Annotated in this window: 6 protein-coding genes; all 6 read left to right on the top strand. The window is 44.3% G+C overall.

Features of this window, described 5'->3' with window-relative positions; genetic code table 11:
- Positions 1-210: 210 nt before the first annotated feature.
- The 6 genes from FLL46_RS21715 to FLL46_RS27720 all read left to right on the top strand — a co-directional run bounded on the left by FLL46_RS21715 (position 211) and on the right by FLL46_RS27720 (position 18,647).
- Complete coding sequence (locus FLL46_RS21715; protein WP_142933658.1) at positions 211-2,175, top strand: HD family phosphohydrolase; 1,965 nt, start codon at positions 211-213, stop codon at positions 2,173-2,175.
- 108 nt (positions 2,176-2,283) lie between these two features.
- A complete protein-coding gene (locus FLL46_RS21710; RefSeq protein ID WP_142933656.1) occupies positions 2,284-4,191 on the top strand; it encodes an adenylate/guanylate cyclase domain-containing protein in 1,908 nt (635 codons plus the stop codon).
- Positions 4,181-4,753 carry an SH3 domain-containing protein gene (locus FLL46_RS21705; RefSeq protein WP_168204282.1) on the top strand — a complete coding sequence of 191 codons (573 nt, stop codon included), beginning with the start codon at positions 4,181-4,183 and terminating at the stop codon, positions 4,751-4,753. The genes FLL46_RS21710 and FLL46_RS21705 overlap by 11 nt, the downstream gene beginning before the upstream one ends.
- Positions 4,746-5,639, top strand: a complete 894-nt coding sequence (locus FLL46_RS21700; RefSeq protein ID WP_142933652.1) for a M48 family metalloprotease — start codon at positions 4,746-4,748, stop codon at positions 5,637-5,639. The genes FLL46_RS21705 and FLL46_RS21700 overlap by 8 nt, the downstream gene beginning before the upstream one ends.
- Positions 5,640-5,667: 28 nt before the next feature.
- Positions 5,668-6,123, top strand: coding sequence for a DUF4399 domain-containing protein (locus FLL46_RS21695; RefSeq protein ID WP_142933650.1), 456 nt, complete (start codon positions 5,668-5,670; stop codon positions 6,121-6,123).
- Between the two features lie 518 nt (positions 6,124-6,641).
- On the top strand, positions 6,642-18,647 hold the full coding sequence (locus FLL46_RS27720; RefSeq protein WP_142933648.1) for an Lcl domain-containing protein: 12,006 nt from the start codon (positions 6,642-6,644) through the stop codon (positions 18,645-18,647).

The raw sequence follows: 18,647 nt of genomic DNA, 5'->3' as shown, positions 1-18,647 counted from the left end.
TCTATACTTGTAAGAGTTACCATTGATTCTGGAACTCTACTCTGGAAATAAAAACTTTCGGAGTTTGTTGTTTTTAGTAGCTATACTGAGTTAATGTATAGAAAATAACCGGTTCATGCAAATGATGTTTTGTTCATGATCGGTCAAAATAACAATAACAACCCACCGAATTTAGAACGATCCGGCATTAATTAATCCAGTGGAAAACTTATGTCGCAACTAGGCGTAACTAACTCGACACTTTCCCGTCACCTCTGGTTTGTCGGCGCTTTTAATAGTGACCTGGCACAAGTTATTCACGATGATTTCAACACCAGAAACTTAATGTTACCGGTGCCTGATAACGTTGAAATCGAATTTATTTCCGAGCCTGAATTTAATCAGCGAATTAGAAACAGTATTTTTGGACAGCAGCGAACGCCAAAAGGTAACAAAAATAGACTGCAAGTTATTGTTACGAGTGCTGAAGTTATATTTTCCTCTGCTGGAAAAAATCTGGAAAGTTGCTTTATTATTTCGTGTCACGAAAATTCTCAAGCGGATATTTTTCTAGGAGCCAGTTTCTCTGCTAAGAACCTGGCTTCAGCGATTGCTATTGGGTTCGAATATCTATTAAATAAACAGCAAATACAACAGTTAAACCAGGATGTTGCGACAGCAACTCGAGAACGAAAAGAGCTGGGTGAAATCGGTATTGCACTGAGTTCGGAGAAAGATCTGGATAAACTCTTAGATAAGGTTTTGCGGGAAGGCCGCAAGCTTGGAAATTGCGAAGCGGCATCTTTATACTTACTGGTGAATACCCAAAGCGATAATCCAAAACTACTATTTAAGTTAACGCAAAATAGTAAAATTAATTTTGATTTTAAAGAAAAACATTTTCCACTAACCAATCAATCTCTTGCTGGGTATGTTGCGTTGACAGGAGAAATCCTGAATATTGCAGATGCTTACCAGCTGCCACATAGTTTGCCCTATCAATTTGATAAAAGTTTTGATAAAGCGACTGGATATCGAACTCGACAATTATTAGTTTTGCCGATGACAAATCACAAGCGAAAAATAATTGGCGTTCTTCAGTTTATCAACCATCAGGACCAGCACGAAGCACTAACCGGCGGCGCAGGGTTTACCGCTGAGAGACAAGAGTTGCTATTGAGCTTGGCGAGTCAGGCAGCGGTAGCGATCGATAATAGTCAGTTAATTGATAATATTCAGTCACTTTTTGAGGGATTTGTTGCGGCTTCGGTAAAAGCCATTGAGTCGCGAGATCCGGTGACCAGTGGACATTCATTTAGAGTAGCTGAATTTACTACAGGGCTAGCGGAGTGTCTGGATAAAAACCAACTGGGAAAATATAAAGACATCACTTTTTCGGCTGCACAATTACGTGAAATACGCTATGCATCTTTGCTACATGATTTCGGCAAAGTCGGCGTGAAGGAACACGTATTGTTAAAGGCGAACAAGTTACAGGATAGCCGAGCCAATTACTTATTGCTAAAAATTGAGTGGCAAAAACAGTTATTACAGAGGAAGTTCTATCAGAAGTTGGTCGCTGAAAATGAACCGGAATTAATCAAAAACTGGCAAAGCTCTCACCTGTTTTTAAAAATGCAATCGGAGTTAGAGAAGCTGGCGGGATTTCAGGAAATACTGATGCGAGCCAACAAACCTTCGTTGTTGGAAGCTAAAGTCGCAGAAGAGTTGAACTACCTTCTTGAGTATCAAATGGATGATAGCTATCCATTTGGCAAGACGTTGTTAAGTGAGGATGACTTTCTTTCATTATCTGTCACCAAGGGGAGTTTAACGCCGGAAGAAAGAGCAGAAATTCAATCTCATGTTGTTCACACAGAAGCCTTTTTAAACCAGATACCCTGGACTGATGAGTTAGGTGGTGTACCGACTATTGCCGCGTCTCATCATGAAAAACTTGATGGAACCGGGTACCCCAAAGGGAGTTTTGAGGCTGATATTCCAGTTGCCAGTAAGATTATGGCTATTGCTGATATTTATGATGCACTAACTGCGCGTGATCGACCCTATAAGAAAGCGGTGCAAATCGAACTCGCATTAGATATTTTGAAGGATGAAGCGAGTAATGGGAAGTTATGTCAAACGATGGTTGATACATTTATTGAGGCGAAGGTTTATCAAAAAATTCATTCATAAATTTTCATCCATAAACATCACAGTTAGACTGGAGTGGAAAAATTGCCATAAGATTCATGATGTTGAGTACGAGTATTGTTGAACGCAAAAAATGTTGAGAAATACTAGATGTCGTTGATAGATAACAAAAAAAAGCAAAGCTTTTTAATTCAGTGGGGAATGGTGTTAGTAGCGGTTGTCGCTATTTATCAATTGCCGGCCTGGACAAAGCTGGACGATCTCTATAATGATTATTGGCGAGTTGAAATAGCAAAAAAAACGCAGCCCAGCGATGATATTATTGTTATTAAGATTGATGATAAAAGTCTTTCTGAAATGGAAGAAGATATTGGTTTTTGGCCATGGCCACGGACAACCCACGCGTTTCTGGTAGAAGGTTTACTCGCTGCGAATAGTAAAGCAATCGTATTTGATATTATGTTTTCGGAAAGAGATAAGTTGAGGGATGGTGACGAGTTTTTCCGAGAGGTCGTTAGTCAACAGCCAAACATATTTTATGCTGCTGCGCTACTTAAAGAGGAATCACCTGAAGACCTGGTTTCACTTGAGGACTTACCGCAAAGTTTTTTCTCCAAGCCTTATGTGCGAGCCGATAGCACTGTAAACAATTCATCGAAAATTACGATGTCGTTACCCTGGATAATTGCCGTTGAAGATTGGAATGTCGGTTTAATAGATTTTCTGGCAGATTGGGATGGCAGTGCTCGGCGTTACCCGGTAGTAACCGAAGTTCAAGGTGCTAAATTAAATTCTCTCCCGAACCGTGTCGCTGAATATGTAATTAGTCAGCCAGACACAAACACTGGGAACAATCAGAGAACTACGCGGACCGAACAGGATTTTATTCATTTGAAATACAAGGGGGTCGATTATGTGCCGTTTCAATCAGTGTCTTATGCCGTGGCCTATGATTTTTTGACTAACAGAAAGCGACTTGATTTATTTAAGGATAAGATTGTCGTAATTGGCGCAACCGCAACCGGGCTACACGATTTACGCGAAACACCGATCGCGCAGTTGTACCCAGCAACGAGTATTTTGGCAATGGCTATCGATAACTTAATACTTAACGATTATTTAATTGTAGTTAATAAAAACTATGGACTAATGGTCAGTGTAATTTTAGTGAGTTTATTGCTTGCAATTACTTTTCTGTTTGATAGTTATCGGATTCAATTAGCTTTATCGATCGGTTTATTACTTTTTTCTGCATTGTGTTTGTTAACATTGAGCTACTTTTTGAGTCAGTCTGATAGGCTTTTTCCTGCAGCTTCGTCTTTCACCATTTTATTTTCCGTTTTGGTGGTGCTCCTTTTCTACCGAGGTTTAAAAGAATATATGAGCAGGCAACATGCACTGCAGACGTTTTCTCGTTTTATGGATCCGGTTGTAGTGAAACAGTTGATGTCCGATGAAGACTGGCAGGAAAAAACGGCAAACAAATCCTGTAAAGTGTCGGTGCTATTTTCGGATATTCGAGGGTTTACCACGTTATCAGAGAAAAGAACCGCTGAAGAAATTATGGCTATCCTCAACAATTACTTCGACCGGCAAGTCGAAGCAATTTTCAGCACTGGCGGCACACTGGATAAGTTTATCGGTGATGCGGTTATGGCATTTTGGGGCGCGCCAATTGAAGATGACAATCATGCGGAACATGCAGTTGACGCCGCGTTAAAAATGGTTGATAACCTCTTGACCTTTAGAGAGTCATTGCCTGAGGAGTTACGTGAGTTTGATGTTGGCATCGGCGTTCATAGTGGAGATGCGGTCGTCGGAATGTTGGGGTCGGCTAAGCGGTTTGACTATACTGCAATAGGTGATACGGTTAATTTGGGAAGTCGAATTGAAGGTGTGACTAAAGGCATTGCCAGAATTTTAGTTTCGGAGACAACTAAAGAATTATGTGGTGATGTTTTTGATTTTGAATTTAAAGGAGAGTTTGCCGTCAAAGGACGGGAAGAAAAAGTTAAGCTTTACCAACCGAGTAGGAGGGTGGCAGTTAATGAAAATTAAGCGGATAAGTGGAAAGAGCCGACTTTTAGTCGGAATAAATAAAACGAATCAGTTGGAAAAACAACATTGGTTAGTTTTTACAATGACACTTTTTATTCTCACGATAATGAGCTGGCAAGGTCATGCAACGCCGGCGACACTCGTTGTGGACTCAACTTTAAAAGACAGCCCGGGTTTTCAGGCTAAAAATCTGTTCACTGTAAAAAAAGGACAATCGGTAGAAATTAAAAAGCGGCAGGGCGGGTGGTACCAGGTCCAATTGCCGAACAAGAAAGCAGGCTGGTTGACTATGTTACAGGTTAAATTTCAACGAGTAACGCCATCGAAAAAGAAAGGTTCAAAATATAGCGAGATCAGTTTGCGTCGCGGAGGCAGTAACATAACTGCGACCACCGGGGTACGTGGTATTGGCGAGGCAGATATTAAGAATGCGAAAGCAGATTTTAACGCGTTGGAAATAGCAAAACGATTTAAGGTTTCTGAAAAGGAAGCTAAAAGTTTTGCCGGAAAAATTCCGCTAAAGTCTCAGTCTATAAAGTATCAGGGGAAACGTCATGATTAATCGATTTTTTAAAATTCCGCTGAGTTGTTTATTTTCCTGTGTGCTTTTTTTCATGTTGGGATGTGGTTTAAAAGTTGGTAGCCTGGATGTGGGAAAGCTAGCATCCGCTGGTGCAGGAGTAATCACAGGCAATAAAATGTCGTTGGAAGAACAGCAGGCAGTCGGTCAACAAATGACAGCGATTATCGTTGGCAGCAGCAAAATTCATCCTAATGCAAAGTTACAAAAATATGTGAATCAAGTTGGAAGCTGGGTGGCATTACACGCAAATCCTGAGAAAGATAAAACCGCTCAGGTTCAGTGGCAATTTATTGTTATCGATACACCTGATTTTAACGCGTTTTCGATGCCAGGCGGTTACGTTGTGATTTCGTCCGGTGTGCTTGATAGGCTTTCCAGTGAAGCTGAACTTGCTGCCGTTTTAGCGCATGAAGTTGTTCATATTGAACAAAAGCATCAAGTTAAAGCGATTGAAAAAAGTAGCACCTTTTCGAATATCGGAGACCTGGCATTTATAGCAGCAGATTATCGTCAATCTCAAAAGGGAGGCTATTCACAAGACTCTCTTAAAAATCGCCAAATCGCAAAGGGATTATTTAATACGACTCACACCCTTTATACCAAAGGATTAAGTCGAGAAGATGAACTTGATGCCGATCAAAAGGCAGTCATTTTGATGACAAGAGCGGGGTATGATCCTTATGCCTATCTTGCAGTAATGCAACTTATCGAAAGCATTGACGATAAACGCAAAACTTTAGTTTTGGCGACGCATCCAAAACCGAGTGAGAGAATTCATACGGCTTTCAATGCATTAAATTATGTTGAAAAAAATATACGTTCCACCAAGACAGTTGAAAACCGTTTTTTATCCAGCTTACGTTAGCGAACGGTGAAACAGAAAGGTATTTGCCATGAACAATAAAAGACTATTTCTATTGTTAATTTCAATCATTTCTTCAATTGGATTTGTATCTGCCGATAGCCAAAAAAAGCGAAACACGGTAAGTAATACAGAGATAACTAAATCTCCCGAAAATGCCAAAGTTTATATTATTGAGCCAAAAAATGGGGAAGAAGTTTCGACTACCTTTACGGTCAGGTTCGGTCTTTCTGGAATGGGCGTAGCGCCAGCAGGCGTTGATAAACCGAATACTGGCCATCATCATTTGCTTATTGATGCCAATTCATTGCCTGCCCATGGTGTACCTATGGGAGGAGAGGTCATGCATTTCGGTGGAGGGCAAACGGAAGTTGAGCTGACGTTGACGAAAGGCAAGCATACTTTGCAATTGATACTAGGTGATAAATTGCATATTCCTCACGAGCCAATGGTGGTATCTGAACAAATTATGGTGATTGTAAAGTGACTATTTTTGTTAGGGTAATGTTTTGAAAGGCCTGGTGGTTTGGAGTCTGAATTTTCTGTGATTAGCACCGATACAAATACCGTTTCATTATATTTAATTAACTATTCCGCTTTGACTTTTACTTGAAAGTGGTGGTTCAAGTGAGTAGAATCCTTATTTGAAAAATCTCTTATTGAGATTTTTCAAAGGGTAGTATTGATTCGCTAAAATGGCGAAATTAAAGGGATTTAAAACCTGAAGTTTCCTCTCTAATTTAATAGCGGCCGTTATATTCCCATTAGATTTTTACCCATCCGTTTGGATTGGGATTTATTTGGCTCGTGAAAAAAGCAAATTTCATCAAAATGTCTGATTAGTGATAGTCATTGTCCGATTTTTGCTAACGGTTTTAGTGAGACAAACTCATAATCAATGGCAAGTAAGTTCAATCTTTGTAAAGAACTGCATATTGGTATTTTGTTATTAACTGACACTTTTTGTGTGTACGGAAAGATTAAAAGTTTGAAGGGAGAAGGAACATGTCTAAATATTTGCCAAAAACAATTTTGTCTAGTATCAGCTTGATTTTAAACGTTTTTAAAACCAGAGATAACAATAATATTGGTACAACTCGAATTTTTAGAAATAATCTCAAATTAGTCAACTCCGTCGAAAAGTTGATAATTATTCTGTTTATTTTTACCTTCTCCACAACTTCTTTTTCAGCTCCCGGTGACGAAATTATACTTGATCACGGCGATACAGGTGTGACCGTCGATGGCAAATGGAGCAGTTCAAGCGCCAAAAATTATTATGGTACAGGCTCGCGTTACGCCGTTGTTGGTGGAGAAGTGAAACGTTATCGGTACACGCCCACTTTGGCGCAAAGTCAGTATGAAGTTTATGTCTGGATAGCCTGTCATAAAACTCGCTCCAGTAATACCGAGCACATTATTCAACACGCCGCAGGACAAACAACCCTTAACATTGATCAAAACTGTCCCACTGCAGTGACCGCCCAGTGGTTGTCGTTAGGTACTTATGCTTTTAACGCGGGAACGCAAGGTTATCTTGAAATCACTGATCAAGGTGCCGATGGGTCATTTGTCGGGGCTGATGCGGCTCGTTTTGTGGAAGTCGCGGGCAATAGTAACCAGCTTCCGGTTATTACATTGTCAGAAACTCAAGTGACAGTTACCGAAGGTGAAAGTGTCACCTTGACCGCGACAGCAACAGATGCAGAAGATGGCGATCTCAGTGAGCAGGTTAACTGGAGCGATGATCTGAGTGGACAAACCGGAACCGGTGACAGTTTCACTTTCACGCCCAGTGTTGGTGTTCATACTGTGACTGCCAGTGTCGTTGATAGTGACGGTGGAAGCAGCATGACAACTGCAACAGTAACAGTAAACGCCCAAACTGCACCGGATGATGATAATGACGGCGTGGTTAACGATTTAGACCAATGCCCGAATACCCCATCAGGCGCCACAGTAGACTCGGATGGTTGCGCCACTTCTCAATTAGATGATGATAATGATGGTGTGACTAACGATTTAGATCAATGCCCAAATACACCTGCAGGCGCTACAGTAGACTCGGATGGTTGCGCCACTTCTCAATTAGATGATGACAATGATGGTGTGACTAACGATCTAGACCAATGCCCGAATACCCCATCAGGCGCCGCAGTCGATTCTAATGGTTGTGCGACTTCCCAATTAGATGATGACAATGATGGCGTGAGTAACGATTTAGACCAATGTCCGAACACGCCATCAGGCACCGCAGTCGATTCTAATGGTTGTGCGACTTCCCAATTAGATGATGACAATGATGGCGTGAGTAACGATTTAGACCAATGTCCGAACACGCCATCAGGCGCCGCAGTCGATTCAAACGGTTGTGCCACTTCCCAACTGGATGATGATAACGATGGTGTGACTAACGATTTGGATCAGTGTCAGAATACACCATCAGGCGCCGCAGTCGATTCTAATGGTTGTGCGACTTCCCAATTGGATGATGATAACGATGGTGTGACTAACGATTTGGATCAGTGTCCTAACACGCCAACGGGAGCCACAGTAGATTCCGATGGTTGCGCGACTTCTCAACTGGATGATGATAACGATGGTGTGACTAACGATTTAGATCAGTGTCCCAACACATCTGCAGGCGCCACAGTAGATTCCGATGGTTGCGCGACTTCTCAATTAGACGATGACAATGATGGTGTGACTAACGATTTAGATCAATGCCCAAATACTCCATCAGGCGCTACAGTAGACTCAGATGGTTGCGCCACCTCCCAATTAGACGATGACAATGATGGTGTGACTAACGATTTAGATCAATGCCCAAATACTCCATCAGGCGCTACAGTAGACTCAGATGGTTGCGCCACCTCCCAATTAGATGATGATAATGATGGCGTAACGAACGATTTAGACCAATGCCCGAATACACCAGCAGGCGCCACGGTCGACTCCAATGGTTGCGAGAGTTCTCAACTGGATGATGATAACGATGGCGTAACGAACGATTTAGACCAATGCCCAAATACTCCATCAGGCGCTACAGTAGACTCAGATGGTTGCGCCACCTCCCAATTAGATGATGACAATGATGGTATAACTAACGATTTAGACCAATGCCCGAATACACCAGCAGGCGCCTCAGTCGATTCTAATGGCTGTGAGGTGCCACCTGCAGTAGAAATCATTCTTGATCATGGCGATGATGGGGTGACACAAACGGGTAAATGGAGTAGTTCAAGCGCCAAAAACTACTATGGGACTGGTTCCCGTTACGCGACTGTGGGCGGAGACTTTGACAGTTATCGATTTACACCCACGCTGGCGCAAGGCGAGCATGCAGTTTATGTGTGGACAGCCTGCCACAACAGCCGCTCCAGTAACACTCGGCATATTATTCAGCATGCAGATGGTCAGTCGATTGTTGAAGTTGATCAGAACTGTTCGACAGGTGTTACTGCCCAATGGTTACTGCTCGGACAATACCAGTTTAACGCTGGCGAACAGGGGTATTTGGAAATCGACGAAACCGGTGCAGATGGCTCCTTTGTGGGGGCTGATGCTACGCGTTTTGTACCTGTCGCGGGCGGAGGAGAAAATGAGCCGCCGCTTGTAACATTGTCAGAAACACAAGTGACAGTGACAGAAGGTGAAAGCGTTATACTCAACGCAACGGCTTCAGATAAGGAAGATGGTGATCTGAGTGCACAGATCTTATGGACCGATGATTTAAGTGATTCAACCGGGACGGGAGCGTCATTCACCTTTATTCCATCAGTTGGTGTTCATACAGTCACTGCCAGTGTAGTTGATAGTGGTGGACTTAGCAGTAGCGCCACGGCAACCGTGACAGTCACTGCGGTCACGGCCCCTGATGATGATAATGATGGTGTAGCCAATGATGTCGACCAATGCCCAGACACACCTGCGGGCGCTTCGGTTGATGCTAACGGCTGTGCTCAATCTCAATTGGACGACGATAACGACGGCGTGACTAACGACTTAGATCAATGTCCCGGTACACCAGAAGGCGCATCAGTAAAACCCGATGGATGCGCAGCTTCTCAACTTGATAGCGACAACGATGGCGTCACCAACGATAAAGATCAGTGTCCTGGCACATTGGTGGGTGAAATCGTTGACGCTAATGGTTGTGCTCAGTCTCAACTGGATGATGATAATGACGGGGTCAATAATGATATCGATCAATGCCCCGACACGCCATCGGTTGAGCAGCCTGATGCTAATGGTTGCTCGCCTTCGCAGCTTGACGATGACAACGACGGGGTGGCGAATAATGTGGATCAGTGTCCTGATACGCCTGATGGTGAAACCGTTGATGCTTTCGGATGCTCCCAATCTCAACAGGATGATGATAGTGATGGCGTTGCCAATGGCCTCGATCAGTGTCCAAATACGCCTGCTGGTGAAGCGGTGGACGCCAATGGCTGTGCGCAATCTCAGCTTGATGAAGATAACGACGGCGTGACCAATGACCTGGACCAGTGTCCGGGAACACCACCTGGTGAGTCCGTTGATGCCGCAGGCTGCAGCGTTTCTCAAGCGGATTCTGATAATGACGGGGTGCAGGACGGCGCTGACCAGTGTCCTGATACGCCCGCCGGAGAATCCGTTGACGCCAATGGTTGTTCTGCGACCCAGCTTGACGATGATAATGACGGCGTAAATAACGCGCTTGACCAGTGTCCGGATACACCTACAGGAGAAACTGTCGATGCCAATGGCTGTGCCGATTCTCAGCAAAGCAGTCGTTACCGAAGTACCCAATTGCCACAAACCGGCCAGACAACCAGTTATCAAGGGTTTGACGATGGTGACTTGACTTGGGGTGTTAATCGAAATTATACCCGTGATGCAGCCAGTGAAGTGGTGGTAGACACCGTCAACAACCTGACCTGGCAGGATAGCGGCGATAACCAGCTGCTCAGTCTGAACTGGAATGACGCGACAAACTATTGTGATAACTTAAGTCATGATGGACGCAATGACTGGCGTCTACCAACAGCACTGGAATTATTTTATCTGGTTGACTTTAAAGTATCTCTGGGCGATGGCGATGCCAAAATTGACAGCGCTTTTGCCAATGCCCTGGCTAGCGATTACTGGAGTGCGGACACCGATAATGTTTCAGGTAGTCAGCTGTCGATGGCTGTCAATTTCGATTCAGGATTACGTTCACAAAGCAGCATTAATTCAGACAAAGCTGTGCGCTGTGTTAGTGGTGTGCCACGATTCGAGGGACATTTTTCTCGGTTTAAGGGCTACCTTCCTGATGTGAATGTGGTGATTGATTCGGTTAATCGACTGATGTGGCAGGATACCAGTGAGGTTGGAACTGAATTTTATACTTACGCCCAGGCGCTAACTTATTGTGAAAATCTTGAACTGGATGGGTCAACCGACTGGCGGCTACCGAATATCAATGAGCTTCAGTCGACCTTTGATAGCTTGATTTCATTCCCGGTGTCAGCGTTTAAATATAATCCGGGGATTAACGCGGATTTCTGGAGTTCAACCAGCGCTCATAATGACGCCAACAAAGCCCATGTGATTTGGGCCAGCAGCGGCAATGGTAATCATAGGCTGAGTACCAAAACCAACAACTTTGGTGATCCCGAGAATTATGCTCGCTGTGTGCGGGACTTTAGTGCGCCTGTTGCGTTAGGAGCTGATGACCGGACTGTCTCGGTGGGCAGCCTGGTGACTCTTGATGCCAGTGAAAGCCATGATCCAGACGGAGAAATTGTCACCTATCGCTGGTTTGACTTAACCAGTGGGCGCCGATTGTTGAGTTTGGAAGTGGTCTACTCCACCAGCAGCTTATCCCTTGGCGAGCATCAACTGGAGCTTCATCTGACGGACAATAATGGATTAGTCACGGCAGTTCCTTTCACGGTGACTGTAGTAGCCGAGCCCAATGTGGCGCCGGTGGCCAGTTCGCAAAGTGTGAGTGTGAATGAAGATGAGTCGATAGATATCACTTTACAGGCCACCGATGGCAATGGGGATACCTTAAGTTATCAGTTAGTGGATTTACCAGCGAACGGTAGCGCGGTTCTGGTGGGGCAAAATACCGTGACTTATACGCCCAATGCCAATTATTTTGGGAATGATAGTTTCACCTTTAAGGCCAACGATGGGGCTTTGGATTCGAATGTGGCCATGGTGACCATTGATGTGATTGCGGTTAATGACGGACCGCCGGTTGCTGATGCAGGAGATGACCAGACTATTCTGGTGGGGGAAGCGGTTAATTTTGATGCCACCGGTAGTAGTGACGATACTGGCATTGCGACATATGAGTGGACATTCGGTGGTCAATTGTTGAGTAATGAGGCTCAATTTACCAAAGAGGATTTTTCGGCTGGTGTGCATACTGTGACTCTGACCGTGGTGGATACGGAAGGCTTGTCATCGACAGATACGGTTGTTGTTAACGTTAATTATCCGTTGCAGCAGTGCCAGGCGACCGAGGTCGAAGACGACTTTGATTTTGTTGACAGTTATCCTCAGGATGACATTGCCTGGAGTGGAGCGAATTTTAGTGATGTAACTGAAATCGAAAAAGCCTTTAATCACGCCAGGCGGATAGACAGCACTATCTGGCAATACCTGAAAATGCCCGAGCAGGCGCAGTGGGACAGCTACACGCTCCAGCAAAAAGCGTTGTTTTTAGTCAATAGTGAACGCAAGGCTCGGGGGTTAAAACCTTATGCCGGGGTGAGTCCGCGTGTGGCAACGGTCGCACAGGATTTTGCCGACTATCTCCGAACTAATAATGAAGTTATTACTCACACTCGGAGTAGCGATGGTGCTAGTCATCAGGATCGCCTCGAAGAAGATCCTTACATTCAAGAAAACCATGAAGGTGCCTTCGAAAATATCTATGCTAACTATCAAACGATTTCTGCCGGTGAGGCGATAGTCGGAGCGATTTATCAGTGGACTTATGAGGATAAGTTTCCGGCAAGCGGCGCGAGCTGGGGTCATCGGAGCGCGATTTTATGGGTTGGATTTAATGAGAACAATGACAGCCCATTCACTGAAGGACTAGTCGGTTTTGGGGTGTCCATTGGTGCTTACCAGCCGCCAGGGAGTGTTGGTGATGGTCAGGGTGCAGTCGTCGTGATGAATGGTATTGACCAAAAGGCTGCATGGACACACAATGACACTATCGACGTCGATATTTCCGAGGCCAGCCAGTGTAACAACGAGGTTGAGTTGTTCCTGGATGAGTCAGTGATAGATACCAACGGCCTTAGTGCTTTGATAATTAGTCCGACGAATATTGCGTTGAATCCAGGGGATGTTCAATCATTGACTGTTACTGGTTTATACCAGGATGGCTCGACTCAAGATTTAACGTCGGCAGTTAGCTTTACGGCTGACAATAGCTCGATAGTCCAAGTGGATAATGGGGTTATCACCGCCCTCAATTTTGGGCAGGTGAGCCTTTACACCACGTTCAATGGCTTCAGCTCTAATCGGATCAATGTTTTTGTAGGTGAACCGACCGACTTAACGAATTTAGCTGATACTTTTGCAGAAGATTATCTGCAATATATCCCTTCCAATACGACGATCAAACATTACGATCCAAAAGCGTTCAGTTTGTTTACTGGACAGGTCAATGATCGTAATGGTGTCGGTGTTTCCGGAGTAATGATTTCTTTTTACCGCCAACCTGAATTTGGCAGTGTTGTCACTGATGAGCAGGGGCGTTTTATTATTGCCGGTCAGGCAGGGCCGAGAACTATTGTCTATCGTAAGGACGGTTATTTAACATTGCATCGGGAAATTATCGCTGCAAGTAGCGCCTGGGCTGTACTGGATGATGTAATCGTGTTGCCGGTTGATAGTAAGGCCACCGCGATTGATTTAACGGCGACGGAAACACAGGTGCACCATTCTAGCGTGGTGACCGACGGCTCCGGTTCGCGTTCCAAAACTATCGTATTCGATGGCGTTAATCAGGTCACCATCACTTCGCCAGACGGTTCCACCAGAAACTTTAATAACTTTATGGTAAGGGCGACTGAATATGAACTGCCAGCATCAATGCCAGCAGATTTACCAGCAGAGTCAGCTTTTACTTATTGCGCTGAATTGGAAATTCCCGGCGTAGGTGACGATGAGATGGTTTCCTTCGATAAGCCGGTCACTTTATATACTGATAACTTCCTCAACTTTGCCGTCGGTGAAATTATTCCGGTTGGTTATTATGATCGTCAGCCCGGTGGGTGGAAAGCATCAGAAAATGGTGTGGTTGTGAAAATGCTGGATGCTAATGGGGATGGTGTCATTGATGGATTGGATTATACAGGCGACGATATCGCCGACGATATAGACGGCGATGGTGATAGTTCCGATGAAGTGGCTGGTACTTCAGCATTTAGCCCGGGGGAAACTTATTGGCGCAGCCAGATGGATCATTTTTCTGCTCAGGATGAAAACCTTAATGGTCAGTCTGGCGGTGGCATGCCATTTTTAGGTTATATCGTGATCAACGAAGATAGTCAGGAAGATCCTGAAAAAGACAATGAAAAGACTTGTGCCAATTCCTATATAAAACACAGGCCGCAGGCGTTTCATGAAGATATTGCGATAACCGGCACCGGTTTAACCTTACATTACTCCAGTCAGCGAACGGCAAATTATCATCATAAAATCGAAGTTGCCGTCAGTGAAGATAAGTTGCCCCCTGCGGTGATTGAAATGATTGCAGTGCTGGAAATTGGTGGTCATCGTTTTGAACAAAAATTTGCGCCGGCCCTGATGCAAGATGCGACTTTCACTTGGAATGGCGAATCGGTCGATGGGGAATATATTCGAGGCGCTGTGGTAGGCAAAATTAGCATTGGATACCGCTATGCGACTGAGTACATGAGTGCCGGTAACGCGGCAACTTCTAGTCAACCTTTAGAGAGTTTCCCCAATGCCTGGGCACAGGTCGGCTCCAGCTCGACAGGTGTTTCGGGCAGAGACAGCGAAATTATCTGGAGTGTTGACAGTATTCGACTAATGAATGCGCCAAACACCCACTTTGCTGAAGGTTGGTCGCTATCTAACCACCACATCAAAACGCCGTTTAATAAAGTCTATTTGGGCAACGGCGATGCGGTTGAAGTTGAAGATGCGAGTCTGGTGCTTAAAACTGGTATAACCCACAGTCTGCATACCGGTGATGATGGCTATTATCAAAAAGGTGGGAGTGAGATTGACTACGAGGTGAATGCTGATGGTGTTTTGGTCGATAAAGTAACTGGATTGAAGTGGCAATATCTGACACAAAGCGCGGCTCGATTTAAGCTCAAATCCGAAGCTCAGGCTTACTGTGAAAATCTGCAATTAGGTGAAGGGATATGGCGGCTACCGACTTATAAAGAGTTGGCTTATGCTATTGATAAGAGTCGCCGTCAGCATGACTTCCCGATCTACAATTTTGAAGCTTTGAGCCATTGGAACAAGGCCAGGGTAGATAATGATGAGTATTCACCTGTTATGTGTGTTCAGGGCGAATCTCTGGACATTCGCTATGCGGCGGGATTGAAACGTAATGCGACCGATAATGTCGTGGTTGACGAAGAAAATGGTTTGATGTGGCAGGATGTTGCTGAAAACGCAAGTGTAACTCGCGACTGGAAAGCCAGCATCGACTACTGTGAAGCTCTGGACCATGCTGGGTATAGCGACTGGCGACTGCCTAATATCAATGAGCTGGCTTATGCACTACCGAACACCACGTTTATCCATCAGACTGTATTGGATAATGGGGGAACTGGAGAGTCGTGGTATCCAGGTGTCAGTTTCCGAAAACCTTATTGGGCTTCAACACCTAATGTGTCAAGTGATGTCGGCGCGTGGGCAATTGAAAGTCCGGCTTATGCCTGGCCTTACACGCAAGATGAGCAATTTTATGCGCGTTGTGTTCGTGATGATTTAACACGTGCCAGAAGCCCTTATGTGTTTGATCAAGCTGGCAAACATATCAAGACCATTGACTTGAACTCCGGGATCACGCTGACAACTTTTGAGTATGATGATCAAAACCGGCTGATTGCGGTGAAAGATCGTTTTGATAATACTGTGATTATAAATCGTGATACTGATGGCAAGGTGCTTGATATCGTTTCGCCCGATGGTTATAAGACCAAACTCACAGTTGACGAAAATAATGATTTACGTCGAGTGGAATATGACGATCAAAGTGGTTATGACTTTGTCTACCAAAATTCACTGATGACGGAAGAAACCGATCCCAAAGGCAATCAATTCGTTAAGACATACAATACTCTAGGCAGAGTTGAGCAGGTCGAGGATCCGGAAGGGGGCGTGTGGGGGTTCTTCAACGCAAAAGACGAAGCGACCAAGATTGTTAGTTATGGTATTACAACCGCGGAGAATACTCGGTTTGAAACCCAGGAATCCAGGTTAGCTAATGGTGATACGAGCTATACAACGACGCACCAAGATTTATCGCAGACAGGCATTATCAGGCAGGCTGATGATCTGAAAGAAACTTTCACCGGATCTGGTGTTGTGACTGTGATTGATAAAGTGATTGACACGAAAACTCGTCAGGAAATTCCTCATACGATCACCACGACGTTACCGAGTGGATTAATCAGCACTTCTCAAGTTGAAAAAATTTACGGTGAAAATGGTACTGACCTGAGCCAACTGACGCTCGAACTGACCCAGAATGGCAAAGTCAGTCAGGTGTTCAGCAATTTCGTTAATGGTCAAAAGACAGTGACTTCAGCCGAAGGTCGCACGACGACCAGCACCTTTGATCCGATAACGCAATTAATAACCGGGCAACAGATCACAGGACTCAACGCGGTTAGTTTTGACTATGATGACCGCGGCCGCTTAACCCAAATGAGTGTGGGTGATCGCAGTGTGACTTACGCCTTTGACGATGCGGTTAGCAAAGGTCAATTGACTTCATTTACTGACTCGCTGCAGCGAACCACTGCTTTTGAATATGATGCGCTGGGGCGTTTGAAAAAAACTATTTATCCCGATGGTAGCGAACTACTCCAAACTTGGGACGCTAATGGTAATCTGGCGACCTTGCAGCCACCAGGACAACCGGTTCATCGATTTAACTACAACAGTGTTAACAAAGAAAAGCAATACACACCGCCAGCAGTCAGTGGCGTGACCAAACCAGAGACGGTTTATGATTATGATAAAGACAGAAAACTAACCAAAATCACCCGACCTGATAATCAGGAGATAGGTTTTAATTATAAGCCTGGGACTGACCAATTATCATCGGTGGATATTCCAAGGGGCAGTTACACCTATGGTTATGATGGTCATGGTAATGTTGGCAGTATTACCGCGCCAGATAATGGTCAGTTAAGTTTTGATTATGATGGTAGTTTGCTGATCGAGCAAACCTGGGCAGAGAATATTGTTGGAAAAGTTAGTCAGAGTTATAACGCAGATTTTCTTGTTGACGAGCAATGTGTAAATACCAGTGATTGTGTGAGTTATGGTTATGATGATGATAATTTGCTTGTCAGTGCTGGCGGTTTAACGATTAGTCGGGAAGTCCAAAAAGCCGGCTTAATCAATGGCACCATGCTAAACAAAATCAGTACTAACATTGACTATAACCTGTTTGGAGAAATGAGTGGCTCCAGTTCGGTTTATGATAACAACACCAATTTATTTGAGACAACTTATGTGCACGATAAGCTGGGAAGGATTAGACAAAAAACAGAAACTATTGAAGGTAGCAGTTCCACCGAAATTTACACTTATGATGACGTTGGACGTATAGAGACTGTTACCAGAGGGAACGATACTACAACTTACACTTATGATGGTAACGGCAACCGTTTAACCAAAGTGAAAGATGGGAGCACCGAAACCGGGGTTTATGATGCGCAAGACCGACTGCTAAGTTATGCGGGCAATACGTATTCTTACAGTGACGATGGCGAACTGAAAAGTAAAACTGATACCATCATTAGTCAAACTACTACTTACACTTATGATGTATTAGGGAATTTGACTTCTGTTGTGATTCCAAATGGTCAATCGAATACAACGATTGACTATATTGTTGACGGACGAAATCGGCGAATTGGGAAAAAAGTTAATGGGACGTTGCTGCAGAGCTTTTTATACAGTGACAAACTAAATCCTATTGCTGAGTTGAATGGCAATAATCAAATTGTTAGTCGATTTGTTTATGGCACGAAAATTAATGTACCGGATTATTTGATTAAAGGAGGGGTGACATACCGAATTATCTCTGATTATCTAGGTAGTCCGAGGTTGGTTGTTAACGCTGCAAATGGTGATATTGTCCAGCGGATGGATTATGATGAGTTTGGGGTGGTTACCAATGACACTAATCCGGGATTCCAGCCATTTGGATTTGCTGGTGGTATTTATGATCGAGATACCAAACTTGTTCGTTTTGGGGCTAGGGATTATGATGCGGCAGTTGGGCGTTGGACGAAAAAAGATCCGATAAGGTTTAGTGGGGGTGACTCTAATATTTATGGGTATGTATTTAGTGATCCCATAAACCTAATTGACCCTGGCGGAAAACTGGCCTTTGTAGTTCCGTTTGTGCCTTGGATTATTACAGGCACTGACTTAGCAATCGTCGGTCTTGGTGGGGCTTGTATATTCACGAATTGTACAAAAGAGGCGGGAGAAGCGTTAAGCGATATTGTTAATCAGTATAATGAGGAAGCGGACGATTCTAAAGAGGTAGATTGCGACAAGGGGGAAGATGGGCGCTTGAAAGATAGGCCGCACGGATACATGCCAGGAGACAAAGGTGCTGAAAAATGGGGAAGAAAAGAAGGAGTCGGAGCAAAAGAAGGACGACGCAGATTTCATGAGATAAAATGGGACGACAATATGGCTGGAGCAAAAGAAAATTATTGGGTTGATCCTAACACTGGAGATGTTATTGATCCCGCTGGTGACTGGGTTGGAAATTTAAACGATGGATAA

It is taken from the genome of Aliikangiella coralliicola (assembly GCF_007004725.1).
Lineage (GTDB): Bacteria > Pseudomonadota > Gammaproteobacteria > Enterobacterales > Kangiellaceae > Aliikangiella > Aliikangiella coralliicola.
This window is presented reverse-complemented; position numbering and strand designations above follow the sequence as displayed.